The sequence below is a fragment of the Rhodobacter sp. TJ_12 genome (assembly GCF_020023995.1).
Taxonomy (GTDB): Bacteria; Pseudomonadota; Alphaproteobacteria; order Rhodobacterales; family Rhodobacteraceae; genus Rhodobacter.
Genome location: NZ_NRRD01000004.1, coordinates 21,360 through 33,601, shown reverse-complemented (window position 1 = coordinate 33,601; position 12,242 = coordinate 21,360). Strand labels below are relative to the sequence as shown.

Sequence of the window (12,242 nt, the reverse complement as noted above, 5' to 3'; positions counted from 1 at the left end):
CTTAGCGCCCCGCAATCACCGCCGCGCTTTCGGGCAGTTCCTCATCGAACAGGCGCTGATAGAATTCGGCCACGGTGGCGCGTTCCAACTCGTCGCATTTGTTCAGGAAGGTCAGCCGGAACGCATAGCCCACATTGCGGAAGATATCGGCGTTTTGCGCCCAGGCAATCACCGTGCGGGGCGACATGACGGTGGACAGATCGCCGTTCATGAAGGCCGAGCGGGTCAGATCGGCCACGGTGACCATCTGGTTGATGATCTTGCGGCCCTTGTCGGTGTTGTAATTGGGGCATTTCGACAAGACGATCGCCGCTTCGGCATCATGGCTAAGATAGTTCAGCGTCGACACCAGCGACCAGCGGTCCATCTGGCCTTGGTTGATTTGTTGCGTGCCGTGGTAAAGCCCCGTCGTGTCGCCCAGACCCACGGTGTTCGACGTGGCAAAAAGCCGGAAGCACGAATGCGGCGTGATCACCTCGTTTTGGTCCAGAAGCGTCAGCTTGCCATCGGCCTCCAGCACGCGCTGGATCACGAACATCACATCGGCGCGCCCCGCATCATATTCATCAAACACAATCGCGGTCGGGTTGCGCAGCGCCCAAGGCAGGATACCTTCATGGAAAACGGTGACCTGTTTGCCATCGACCAGTTTGATCGCGTCTTTGCCGATCAGGTCGATCCGGCTGACATGGCTGTCAAGGTTGACCCGCACACAGGGCCAATTGAGCCGCGCTGCCACCTGTTCGATATGGGTGGATTTGCCGGTGCCGTGATAGCCCTGAATCATCACGCGGCGGTTGTAGGCAAAGCCTGCCAGAATGGCGAGCGTGGTATCGGGGTCGAATTTATAGGTCGAATCGACGTCCGGCACGCGGTCGGTGCGTTCCGCGAAGCCCTTGACCTTCATATCGCTTTCGAGGCCGAACACCTCGCGCAGGTCGATTTCTTCGGTGGGCTTGGCGTTGGTATCGAGCATCTGGGCGTCCTCTTTATCGGGTTAGCGATTTGTGGCGCATCGGGCAGGAGCGTGCAAGAGGCGCGATTGTGCGGGGCACAGACCATGGCCTCACCCCTTCGTTTCTTGACGCATAGGGCAGGGCGGTGTTTGCTGGCGCCGCACCCTTTTCAGAACGGACAACAAGATGCAGGCTTACGAATACAAGGTGGTGCCCGCGCCGGTGCGGGGCGAAAAGGGCCGGGGGCTGAAGACGGGCGCGGATCGTTTTGCCCATGCGCTAAGCTTGTTGATGAATGAAATGGCGGCGGAAGGCTGGGAATATTGCCGCGCCGAAACGCTGCCCGCCGAGGAACGTTCGGGCCTGACCTCGAAGACCACCGTGTATCACAATATGCTGGTGTTCCGCCGGGTGCTGGAAAATGCCCCGCCGCGCCAAGCCCGCGCCGAGATTGTTGAAGAGACGCCGGATAATCTGTCGGCAGAGCCGACCCGCCGCCGCGTGCTCAGCAGCAATGCCCCCCAAGGTCGCGCCCCGCGCATCGGCCCGGTGGACGACGACGAGGCATAAGGCGTCCCGCGGTCCTTTTGGCCTCGGTTTTGCGCGTTCCATCCCCCAACGGGGGAATTGCGAGCGATGTGCCCCCTTTGCAAGGCTGCCTTACCGGCCCGGTCTTGCTGGGCCCACAGCCGCGAAGGAAGCGCCCGATGTTCGATCTGTTTGATACGCCCTACGATTCCACCCCCGAAGAGGACGGCAAAACGCCGGTGATTTTGGTCGGGATCGATGACCTGCGGCATCCGGAACTTCCTGTTTTTGCTGAGGGTATGGCGGATATTGACCTTGAAGACCAAGGGGATCTGACCGCAAAATTGCGCGCAGATCCCCGTTTGGGGAAAGTACTCGATATTCTGGCGGCCGCGCAGGCAGAGACAGACGCCGCTGTCGGCCTGCTTGGCGAAGACCTCTCGGAAGAGGAGATGGCCGTTTACGAACAACTTATGGGGTCTGGGCCGACGAAAGCAGGCTGGGACGATCTGGTGAATGGTTTGGGGGCTTCGGTGGGCACAACCGGGGAAGATAGCGCCGCCAAGACCCCTATTGCCGCGCTGTCCGACAAGGCCGATTACGGCCTGCGAGTCGATGCCTTTGACTTCGGCCCCTTCGAAGCAAGCGCCGCCGAGGATGACGCCGAAGATGACAAAAAGGATTGGCCGCCGCTGAAGCAATAAGCGCGGCGCCGCGCCTTTATAGACACAAATGGGGCCGCCGCAGCTTGGGCGGCCCTTTTCCCTTCGGTGGGCTCATCGGTCGCAAGGCATAGGTTCGATTGGGGCCTTGGGCCAATATGGAAGCGCGGCGGCTGGGAACCGGCCGCGCCGCTTGGGTCTAGATCTTCACCACCTCGGTCACATAGGTGCCGGGCGCGGGCGCAAGGGGCGGATGCGCTGCATCGCCCACGGCGCGTGCGGGCACCTGTTTGCCCGAGCGTTTGGCCAGCCATTCCCCCCAGCGCGGCCACCAACTGCCGTGATGATAATCGGCCACGGCCTTCCAGTCGGCATAATTTTCGACCGGCGCCTCCGAGGTGTAATGGCCGTATTTCTTTTTGGATGGGGGATTGACGATCCCGGCGATATGGCCCGATTCCGACAAGATGAAGGTCTTATCCTTCGCCCCCATCTGCGCCACCCCGGTGAAACTGGAAACCCACGGCGCAATATGGTCGGTTTCGCAGGCAATCGCGCACAGCGGCACTTTCACATCCGAAACTTTCAGCACCTCGCCCAAAAGCGGAAAACCCTTGGCGGTGAAACTGTCTTCTTGGCACAGGCCGCGCAGATATTGCATCGCCATTTTGCCCGGCAGGTTGGTGCTGTCGCCGTTCCAGTACAGCAGATCGAAAGCGGGCGGCGATTCCCCCAGCATGTAAGCGCGGATCGCGGGCTGATATATCAGGTCGTTGGCCCGCAGATAGGAAAAGGTGCGGGTCATGAAATAGCTCGACAGCACCCCATCCGCCTTGCATTGCGCTTCGATCCCGTCAACGAAATCGTCTTGCAAGAAGGCGGTGAACTCGCCCTGATCCGAAAAATCGGTCAGTGTGGTAAAGAAGGTCGCCGAATTGATCGAGCGATCCTTGCGCTTGTTCAAAAGCGCGAGCGTCAGCGACAGTGTGGTGCCCGCGATGCAATAGCCCACGGCATTCACCTTGGGCTCGCCGGTGATCTTTTTCACCTTTTCAATCGCGGTCAGATAGCCCTCGGTGATGTAATCCTCTAGGCCGATATCGGCATAAGAGGCATCGGGGTTTTTCCAACTGACGACAAACAGCGTGAAGCCTTGATCGACGATCCAGCGGATCAGGCTGTTTTGCGGTTTCAGATCAAGGATATAGAACTTGTTGATCCACGGCGGGAAAATGATCAACGGGGTTTTGTGCACCGTTTCGGTGGTGGGGGCGTATTGGATCAGCTCCATCATATCATTGCGATACACAACCGCCCCTTCGGCGGTGCCGATATTCTCGCCCACTTTAAAGGCGTTGCGGTCGGAAAGCGTGACGATCAGATCGCCTTTGTTTTCCTCGATATCGCGGACAAGGTTTTCCAACCCGCGCACCAGACTTTCCCCCTCGGTCGCGACCGCGCGCTCCAGCGCATCGGGGTTGGTGGCCAGAAAATTCGTGGGCGCCATCAAATCGACGATCTGCTTGGTGAAATAATCCAGCCGGCGGCGGTTCACCGGGTCAAGCCCCTCGACCTTGGCCGCGCCCTCCTCAATCGCCTTGGCGGCGATCAGATATTGCTGTTTGACGAAATTGAAATAGGGGTGGCTGTCCCACAACGGGTTGGAAAAGCGCCGATCTTTGGGGCCGGGGTCTTCGGGCGGTTGCAATTTGCCCTGCGCCAGCGCGTGACTGGCCTCCATGTAATGCGTCATCGCATCGCCCCAATAGCGCACCTGCGCCTCAAAAATCTTGGCGGGGTTTTCCGCGAGCGCCTTCATATAAGCCGCAGACGAGGCCAGGTAGAGATCCATCCCCGGGCCTTCGAGCGCAAGGTTGGGCGCGCGCTTATGCGCCAGCGCGTCCACCAAGCGGGTTGTCAATGTTTCGATGCGCGCCAGATTCTCTCGCATTTGCTGCGATGCAGCAGATTCGATCTCTTCGGGCGTTGTCATAATGCAATTTCCTCCCTATCCTCTTTGAAACATAACGTCGCATGCATCAGGGGCAAGCGGGGTTGTGCGCGATTTCGAGGGAGCGCCATGAAAGGCATGATGAGTTACGACCTGATGGAAACCATCAGGAATACCAACGAGTGGATGGGCGCCTCTGCACGCGCCATGGCCTCCTATCCGGTCTGGGGGTTGACGCCTCATCCGATGTTCAAACTGATGTCCGCTTGGGGCCGCGTGACCGAGCGCAGTTTTGCGCGCATGGTCATCAAGCCCGATTGGGGCATCCGCTCGATCCCCGCCGCCGATGGCAAAGACCACCTGATCGATGTGGAAACGCTGCTTGATAAACCGTTTGGCGCCCTGATCCATTTCAAGGTTCAAGGCCGCGCGCCGATGAAGCGCCGGGTGCTTTTGGTGGCGCCGATGTCGGGCCATTATGCGACGTTGCTCCGCTCCACGGTGAATAGCCTGCTGCCCGATGCCGACGTTTATGTGACAGATTGGCATAATGCGCGTGATATTCCCGCCTCCGAGGGCAAATTCGATATCGAGGATTACACGCTTTACCTTGTGGAATTCATGCGGCTTTTGGGGCCCGATATCCATGTGATCGCGGTCTGCCAGCCCGCGCCGCTGACATTGGCCGCCACCGCCTATCTGGCCGAAGAAGAACCCGAGGCGCAGCCGCGCACGCTGACGTTGATCGGCGGGCCGATTGATCCCGATGCCGCGGCCACCGATGTGACCGATTTCGGTCGCCGCGTGACGATGGGCCAGTTGGAGCATTTGGTCATTCAACGCGTCGGCTTCAAATATAAGGGCGCGGGGCGGCTGGTCTATCCGGGGCTGATGCAATTGGCCTCGTTCATCTCGATGAACATGGACAAACACTCCAAAGCCTTCACCGACAAGATCATGGCCGAGGCGCAGGACGAAGGCTCCGAACACGACCACCACAATATCTTCTATGACGAATATCTGGCCGTGATGGATATGACGGCGGAATTCTATCTTTCGACGGTGGAGCGGATTTTCAAAGGGCTGGAGATCGCACAAAACAAATTCACCGTCGCGGGCAAACCTGTCGATATCGGCAAGATCACCACGGTCGCAGTAAAAACGGTCGAAGGCGCGAATGACGATATTTCTGCGCCGGGCCAATGCGTTGCGGCGCTGCGGCTTTGCACCGGCCTGCCCGACGAGATGAAGGCCCAGCATCTGGAACCCGGCGCGGGCCATTACGGCATTTTCGCGGGGCGCAGCTGGCGCAACAACATTCGCCCGCTGGTGCTTGATTTCATCGATGCCAATTCCGGTGCGCCGACGCCCAAGGCGAAACAAATCCGCGCCGTGTAAGGGACGCGCCCGAGGCGGCAAGCGTTTGGCGCCGCCAAGGCCATCGAAATGGTGAAGGCGCGGGGTTTCCCCCGCGCCTTTTCGTTGGGACGTAGGCCAAAGGCCGTCGTGGTCTGCTTACATCGGCGCCGGTTTCGGCGTGGCCGAGGTGCGCACCGGCAGCGTCGGATGCACGACTTCGGGTTGTTCGCCGGTCAGCGTTTCCAAGAAGGCAGTGATGTCGTCGATTTGCGCATCATCCAGCTCTGCCCCAAGCTGCGAATTCGCCATGATGGCGACCGCTTGATTGAGATCCCAGACCTTGCCCGAGTGGAAGTAAGGCGCGGTCAGCGCGATGTTGCGCAGCGGCGCGGCGCGGAAGACGTATTCGTCATCGGCGGTTTCAGACACGGCAAAGCGGCCCTTGTCCCCCTCGGGCAGTACATCGGCGCCGGGTTTTTCCACCAGACCGAACGGATAATAGCCGTTGCCGCCGAAGTTGATGCCGTTGTGGCAGGTTGCACAGCCGGTTTCGACGAACAGCGTCAGACCGTTCTTTTCTTGATCGGTCATCGCGCCGTCTTGGCCCATCAGCCATTGGTCAAACCGCGAATTCGGGGTGAGCAGCGTGGCCTCGAATGCCTCGATCGCCAGCGCGAAATTGTCAAAGGTGATCGGGTCATCTTCGCCCGGGAAGGCGGCGTCGAAGGCGCTGACATAGCCATCCATCGATTTCAGCGTCGCCACCACTTGTTCCGGGGTGTTGTTCATTTCCACACCCGCCTGCACCGGGCCTTTGGCTTGTGCGGCCAAGTCAGGCGCACGGCCATCCCAGAATTGGGCGATGTTGAAAACGGCGTTCAGCATCGTCGGCGCGTTGCGCGGACCCGCTTGCCAGCCGTGACCGACCGAGGTTTCCAGCCCGTCGACGCCACCGATCCCCACATTATGGCACGACTGGCACGAGAACAGGCCCGATTTCGACATCCGCGGATCGAAGAACAACATCGCGCCAAGGTCGACCTTGTCGCGGGTCACCGCATTGTTGTTTTCCAGCAGGGGCGCCTGCATCGGGATGACTTCGAAAAGGTCTTTGGCCTCATCGCGCAGCGCCGTGTCATCCGCCAGCACCGGCGTGGCCAAGGCGGTGGTCAGGGCCAGCCCGAGGGCGAGAGAGCGTTCCATGGATGGTTCCTCCGTAGCAAAATATAGAATAAATCTAAGTTCACGCGGGCGTGAGAGAGTTGATCCAGATCAAGTTTGGAATGGTTCTATCTGCGACAGCCTGACGCAGGTTTTGGTTGACACTTCTACCTGAAAAGAGCCCATACTCGGGCCGAAAAGGGGGCGCTCATGGCACTGGAAGACGCGAAAAATCAAGTGGATACGGCATTCACCCGGGCCGAGGCGCGCGGTCTTGCCTATGAAAACGCTTTTGGCGGTGCGCCGTCATTTCTGCGCCGCCGCTATAGCAAGGATTTGGTTGGCGTCGATCTTGCTATCACCGGCGTGCCCTTCGATCAGGCGGTGACCAACCGCCCCGGCACCCGCTTTGGCCCGCGCGCGATCCGCGAGGCGGCAACGCTGCAAGCTTTCGATGCGCCCTATGGATGGGGCTATGATCCGCTCAGCGAGATGCAGATTGTCGATTATGGCGATCTGGCCTTTGACTATGCGCATACGGCCAGCTTCCCCGACCGGGTCACCAACCACATCGCCACCATCTTGGGCGCGGGGGCGGGGGTGATTACGCTGGGGGGCGATCATTTCATCACCCAGCCGATCTTGCGCGCGATGGCGGATCGTCACGGGCCGGTGGCGCTGATCCACTTTGATGCCCATTCCGACACTTGGGCCGATGATGACATGAGCCGGATCGACCACGGCACCTTTCTTTATAAAGCGCTGAAGCTGGGCTATGTCGCGCCGGAAACCACCGTTTCGGTGGGCATCCGCACCGACAACCCAGACACCTGCGGGGTGCATATTCTTGACGCCCCCTTTGTGCATCAAGCGGGCGTGGCCGAGACGGTGAACCGCATCAAACAGGTGGTGGGCGAGCGGCCATGCTACATCAGCTTCGATATTGATTGCCTCGACCCCGCCTTTGCCCCCGGCACCGGCACCCCGGTCTGGGGCGGCCTGGCCAGTTGGCAGGCGGCGGCGCTTTTGCGCGGGCTGGCGGGCATCAATATGGTTGGCGGCGATGTGGTCGAGGTCTCGCCCCCCTATGACCCGACCGGGGCCACCGCGATTGCCGGCGCGCATGTCGCCACCGAGCTTGTCGCGCTTTATGGCTGGACCCGGCGGCGCGGGGCCGCAGGCTAGCCCGGGCGCACGGCCCTACCGCGCTGCCTCGGTCACATCCGCGCAGGGGCGGGGCAGGGGCTTGCAGCCCGGCGTGCCACTTCCTACATCAAGCCCAAGGATATGCAGCCGGTCCACCCGGCTGTCGCAGCGGGGACAGAATGCGCAGCACCTTCCACTATTTCGGCTGGGCCTTCGGCTTCACAGCGATTGGCCTTCTGCTCTCTTTGTGGCTCGGTTTCGTCTACGAACACACGTTTTCGGGGGCGATGTCGTTCTTCTTTGTCGCCTGTGTGCTGGCGGTGCTGGAAATCTCTTTGTCGTTCGACAATGCCATCGTCAATGCCAACAAGCTGGGGCGGATGTCGCCGGTGTGGCAGCGAAGGTTTCTGACCTGGGGGATCTTGATCGCGGTCTTTGGCATGCGGATCATCTTCCCGCTGATCATTGTTGTGGTGGCGGCCCATGTCGGCCCGCTGGAGGCGATACGGCTGGCCGCCACAGAGCCACAGGAATATGCCAAGATCATCGACGAAGCCCATGTTTCTATTGCAGGATTTGGCGGTGCCTTCCTGATGATGGTGGCGCTAAGCTACTTCGTCGATGAAGGCAAGGATGTGCATTGGTTCCCGGCCTTGGAACGCAGGCTCAGCGCGTGCGCCTCTGTCCGAGGGTTGGAGATCGGCTTCGTTCTGGCCTTGGTGCTGTTTGTGGCCTGGGTCCAGCCTGTGCAAGAACAGGGCACATTTCTGGTGGCGGCCTGCACCGGCTTGTTGACCTTTTTGGCGGTCGAAGGTTTGGGGCAGGTGCTGGATCGCGGCGCGCTGGCCTCTGATGTGGCGCGCGGTGGCATCGGCGCCTTTCTCTATCTGGAAGTGCTGGATGCCTCGTTCAGTTTTGACGGCGTGATCGGGGCCTTTGCGCTGACGCAAAACCTGTTTTTGATCGCGATCGGCTTGGGGATCGGCGCGTTCTATGTGCGGTCGATGACGGTGATGCTGGTCGAACGGCACGCGCTAAGCGAATTCCGCTTTTTGGAACATGGGGCCTTTTGGTCGATCTTGGTGCTGTCGGGCGCGATGTTCGCCCAGACCCTGTTCCCGGTGCCGGAATGGGCCACCGGTCTGCTGGGGGTGCTGTTCATCGGGTTGAGCTTCTTTTCCTCGGTGCGCTGGAAACGCGCCAATCCCGAACCCTGCGAGTGATCGCCCGAGGATCATCGGGGCGCCTCGCCAAAACGTAAGCCAAAACGCAAAACGCCGCGCAGATTGCGCGGCGTTCTTTGATCTATCTGCCCAGCTTAGGAGGCGGCGCGTAGCGCCAATGAACTGGTCATCGTTTGGTTCACACGGAACACCGCCCCTTGCGCGGCCAGTTGCCCGGCTTGGCTGCTCAGCACCGAAACCGCTGCAGAGCTTTCTTCGAACATGGCCGCGTTTTGCTGCGTCACCTGATCGAGTTGGTTCACCGCCGAATTGATCTCGGCCAGCCCGGTCGATTGTTCCACCGACGAGCCCGCAATCGCCTGCACAAGGCCATCGACCTCGTTCACCAGCGCGTCGATTTCGCTTAGCGCCGTGCCGGATTCATTGACCAGTTCAACGCCTTGGCGGACCTGTTTGCTAGAGGTTTCGATCAGTTCGGCAATCTCGCGCGCCGCTTCGGACGAGCGCTGCGCCAGCGCGCGCACTTCCGAGGCGACAACGGCGAAGCCACGCCCGGTTTCGCCCGCCCGCGCGGCCTCGACCCCGGCGTTCAGCGCCAGAAGATTGGTTTGGAAGGCGATGTCGTCGATCACCGAGGTGATGCGCGAAATCTGATCCGAACTTGTCGCAATATCGCCCATCGCCGAGATCGTCTGTTCGACAACGCGCCGCCCTTCGGTGGAGCGCGACCGCGCCTTACCCACCGCCGAGGCCGCATTGCGCGCGCCGGTGGCCGAGCTTTCGACCGAGGCGGAAAGCTGGTTCAGCGCGGCGGCGGTTTCTTCCAAGGAGGCCGCCTGCGTTTCGGTGCGCCGCCCCAATTCGGCCGAAGCCCCCGAGAGGTTCGCGGTTTCCGCGCGGATCGATTCCGCGCTTTCCAAGATCGCGCCCACCAGTTCGGACAGCCGCTCCATCGCTGCGTTGTAATTGGCGCGCAGCGCTTCGAATTCGCTCGGCAGCGCTTCGGTGATGCGGTGGTCCAACTGCCCCGCGCTCAGCGCCGAAATTCCCTCTTCGAACGCAAGGATCGCATCCTTTTGCGCGGTGATATCAGTGGCGAATTTCACCACCTTGTAGGGTTTGCCATCGGCATCAAGGATCGGGTTGTAGCTGGCCTGAATCCAGACATCTGCGCCCGATTTCGCGATCCGCCGGAATTCGGCCACCTGCGCTTTGCCCTTGCGCAACTCTTGCCAGAAGTGGGCATAGGTCGGGCTTTCGCGTTCCTCGGCGGCAAGGAAAATCCCGTGTTTCTGACCGACAAGCTCGTCAAGCGTGTAGCCCATCACGTTCAGGAAATTATCATTCGCAGTCAGAATGTTGCCCTGCAGGTCGAATTCGATCACCGCTTGTGAGCGGTGCAGCGCATGGATCTGCCCGGCTTGGTCAAGCGCGGTGCGGCGATCTTCGGTGATGTCTTGGGCATATTTCACCACCCCGGCAAGCTTGCCATCGACACCCTTGATCGGGTTGTAGGTGGCGCGCAAGAATATCTGGCGCCCGCCCTTGGCGACCCGGCTGAACACGCCCGCGACGAATTCGCCGGTGCGCAGCGTGTCCCAGAACTCGGCGTAATCGGCCTTTTCGGCGGCGCCGGGGGGCATGAACATGCGGTGATGCTTGCCGATCAGTTCGTCGCGCGTGTAGCCCATCGCCGCCAAGAACGTGTCGTTCACGTCGACGATATTGCCCTGCAGGTCGAATTCGATCACCGCCTGCGAGCGGTGCAGCGCGGCCATCATCGATTCGAGATGCTTGCGTTCGCGGGTCTTTTCGCTGATGTCAGAGGCAAAGTTGAACACTTCGACCACTTTGCCCGAGGCATCGCGCACCGGCACATAGGTCGATTCGAGCCAGACCGGATCGCCGTTCTTGCGCAGCCGCGTCACGGCCAAGTGCACGATCTCGCCCGCACGCAGATCATCCCAAAACTTCCCGGTGCCGACGGTTTTGGCATAGCTGGGCAGCATGATCATGGCGAGCGATTGGCCCACCAGTTCCGCTTCGGTGTAGCCAAGCAAATCACAATAGGCCGAATTGGCGCTCATGATTTTGCCATCAAGATTGAACGAGGTCACGGCCAGTGCGGATTCCACGGCGGTGTTCAGGGCCTCTTGGCGCGAATCTGTGGCTTTAGGCGGGCGGCGAAGGAACATGGCGGCTCCAAAAAATGGGACGAACTCTGCGCCAACATAGGCTCGTGCTCTTTATGCGGCGTTAACGCGCACCCATATTCCCCTTGACGCCCGTTTGCGCCCTCAGCCCTTGCCCCAGCTTTGCATGACCTTGATGTAATTGGCGCGCTCATAGCCCTCGGGGTCATCCATCGCGCCATAGGCAAGTTTGCCGCGCAGATCGTCGGGGCTTTGCAGTCCGCGCGCGGACAGCCAGTCTTCCAGGCCTTGCCGCAAAATGCCGATATGTTCCGGCCCATGGCGCAACAGCGCCGAGGTGGTCATCACCACATCCGCCCCCGCCAACAGATAGCGCACCACATCTTCCGCGGTTTCCACCCCCGTTGTCGCGGCGATCGAGCCCTTGAACCGCCCCGCAAGCACACCGATCCAGCGCATCGGCAGCCGCATCTCATAGCGGCGCGACAGTTCCAGTTGCGGCTCGACGGCCAGCCGCACCGGGTCGATATCGGGCTGATAGAAACGGTTGAACAACACCACGCCTTCCGCCCCGGCCTGCACGATCCGTTTGGCCATATGCGCGGGGGACGAAAAATAGGGGCCGATTTTCACCGAAACCGGAATATCCACCGTGTCACAGACCGCCGCCACCACATCCAGCGTGCGCTTTTCCACTGCGGCCCCCGACATATCGGGATCGGTGGGCAGGAAATGGACATTCAGTTCAATCGCCCCAGCGCCTGCTTCGGCGAAATCATAGGCCATATCGGTCCAGCCGCTATCGGTGGTGCCATTAAGCGAGGCAATCACCGGAATGGGCAGCACGGCAGCGGCCTTTTCCACCAATGTCAGGTGGTTGGAGCTGTCAAAGGCAAAGGCCGATTGGGTCGGGAAATAGCTCAGCGCCTCGCCCGAGCTTTCCGCGCCATGCTCGACCAGCTGATCGAGAATGCGCTGCTCATGCCAGATTTGCTCCTCAAACACCGAGGGCAGCACCACCGCCCCCGCGCCGTGATCGGCCAAGATCTTGAGCACCTCAAGCTTGGCGTTTTGCGGGCTGGCCGAGGCCACAAGCGGGCTTGGCAAATCAAGGCCCAGATAGCGGGTTTTCATCTCCATCT

The 12,242-nt window shown here is 60.6% G+C and carries 10 protein-coding genes; 5 read left to right on the top strand and 5 right to left on the bottom strand.

The features are described from left to right. Position 1 precedes the first annotated feature (1 nt). Complete coding sequence (gene cobS / locus CKO11_RS04980) at positions 2–976, bottom strand: cobaltochelatase subunit CobS (protein WP_223633647.1); 975 nt, start codon at positions 974–976, stop codon at positions 2–4. Between the two features lie 166 nt (positions 977–1,142). Between cobS and CKO11_RS04975 the strand changes: the two genes are divergently transcribed. Continuing rightward, positions 1,143–1,526 carry a DUF4177 domain-containing protein gene (locus tag CKO11_RS04975; RefSeq protein ID WP_223633645.1) on the top strand — a complete coding sequence of 128 codons (384 nt, stop codon included), beginning with the start codon at positions 1,143–1,145 and terminating at the stop codon, positions 1,524–1,526. 137 nt (positions 1,527–1,663) lie between these two features. Continuing rightward, entirely contained in the window at positions 1,664–2,188 is a 525-nt protein-coding gene (locus CKO11_RS04970) for a hypothetical protein (protein ID WP_223633643.1), read from the top strand. 157 nt (positions 2,189–2,345) lie between these two features. Here CKO11_RS04970 and phaC read toward each other — a convergent pair whose 3' ends face one another. Continuing rightward, complete coding sequence (gene phaC / locus CKO11_RS04965) at positions 2,346–4,139, bottom strand: class I poly(R)-hydroxyalkanoic acid synthase (RefSeq protein WP_223633641.1); 1,794 nt, start codon at positions 4,137–4,139, stop codon at positions 2,346–2,348. 87 nt (positions 4,140–4,226) lie between these two features. Here phaC and phaZ point away from each other — a divergent pair, with 87 nt between their 5' ends. Then, positions 4,227–5,495: a polyhydroxyalkanoate depolymerase gene (phaZ, locus tag CKO11_RS04960; RefSeq protein WP_223633639.1), complete on the top strand. Its 1,269-nt coding sequence runs from the start codon at positions 4,227–4,229 to the stop codon at positions 5,493–5,495. Between the two features lie 117 nt (positions 5,496–5,612). Here phaZ and CKO11_RS04955 read toward each other — a convergent pair whose 3' ends face one another. Next, positions 5,613–6,659 carry a cytochrome-c peroxidase gene (locus tag CKO11_RS04955; RefSeq protein WP_223633637.1) on the bottom strand — a complete coding sequence of 349 codons (1,047 nt, stop codon included), beginning with the start codon at positions 6,657–6,659 and terminating at the stop codon, positions 5,613–5,615. A 168-nt stretch (positions 6,660–6,827) separates the two neighbouring features. On the opposite strand from CKO11_RS04955, the gene speB reads away from it, so the two are divergent. Further along, positions 6,828–7,802, top strand: a complete 975-nt coding sequence (gene speB / locus CKO11_RS04950; protein ID WP_223633635.1) for an agmatinase — start codon at positions 6,828–6,830, stop codon at positions 7,800–7,802. Between the two features lie 140 nt (positions 7,803–7,942). Then, positions 7,943–8,986 (top strand): DUF475 domain-containing protein, encoded by a 1,044-nt coding sequence (locus tag CKO11_RS04945; RefSeq protein WP_223633633.1) that lies wholly within the window; start codon positions 7,943–7,945, stop codon positions 8,984–8,986. 95 nt (positions 8,987–9,081) lie between these two features. On the opposite strand, the gene CKO11_RS04940 is transcribed toward CKO11_RS04945, so the two are convergent. After that, on the bottom strand, positions 9,082–11,142 hold the full coding sequence (locus tag CKO11_RS04940; RefSeq protein WP_223633630.1) for a PAS domain-containing methyl-accepting chemotaxis protein: 2,061 nt from the start codon (positions 11,140–11,142) through the stop codon (positions 9,082–9,084). 102 nt (positions 11,143–11,244) lie between these two features. Continuing rightward, on the bottom strand, positions 11,245–12,240 hold the full coding sequence (locus tag CKO11_RS04935) for a dihydroorotate dehydrogenase-like protein (RefSeq protein WP_223633627.1): 996 nt from the start codon (positions 12,238–12,240) through the stop codon (positions 11,245–11,247). Positions 12,241–12,242: the final 2 nt, after the last annotated feature.

What these genes read in the sequence shown, in the direction of transcription:
- cobS (WP_223633647.1), bottom strand. Translation starts at nt 976, where the DNA reads ATGCTCGATACCAACGCCAAGCCCACCGAAGAAATCGACCTGCGCGAG.
- CKO11_RS04975 (WP_223633645.1), top strand. Translation starts at nt 1,143, where the DNA reads ATGCAGGCTTACGAATACAAGGTGGTGCCCGCGCCGGTGCGGGGCGAA.
- CKO11_RS04970 (WP_223633643.1), top strand. Translation starts at nt 1,664, where the DNA reads ATGTTCGATCTGTTTGATACGCCCTACGATTCCACCCCCGAAGAGGAC.
- phaC (WP_223633641.1), bottom strand. Translation starts at nt 4,139, where the DNA reads ATGACAACGCCCGAAGAGATCGAATCTGCTGCATCGCAGCAAATGCGA.
- phaZ (WP_223633639.1), top strand. Translation starts at nt 4,227, where the DNA reads ATGAAAGGCATGATGAGTTACGACCTGATGGAAACCATCAGGAATACC.
- CKO11_RS04955 (WP_223633637.1), bottom strand. Translation starts at nt 6,659, where the DNA reads ATGGAACGCTCTCTCGCCCTCGGGCTGGCCCTGACCACCGCCTTGGCC.
- speB (WP_223633635.1), top strand. Translation starts at nt 6,828, where the DNA reads ATGGCACTGGAAGACGCGAAAAATCAAGTGGATACGGCATTCACCCGG.
- CKO11_RS04945 (WP_223633633.1), top strand. Translation starts at nt 7,943, where the DNA reads ATGCGCAGCACCTTCCACTATTTCGGCTGGGCCTTCGGCTTCACAGCG.
- CKO11_RS04940 (WP_223633630.1), bottom strand. Translation starts at nt 11,142, where the DNA reads ATGTTCCTTCGCCGCCCGCCTAAAGCCACAGATTCGCGCCAAGAGGCC.
- CKO11_RS04935 (WP_223633627.1), bottom strand. Translation starts at nt 12,240, where the DNA reads ATGGAGATGAAAACCCGCTATCTGGGCCTTGATTTGCCAAGCCCGCTT.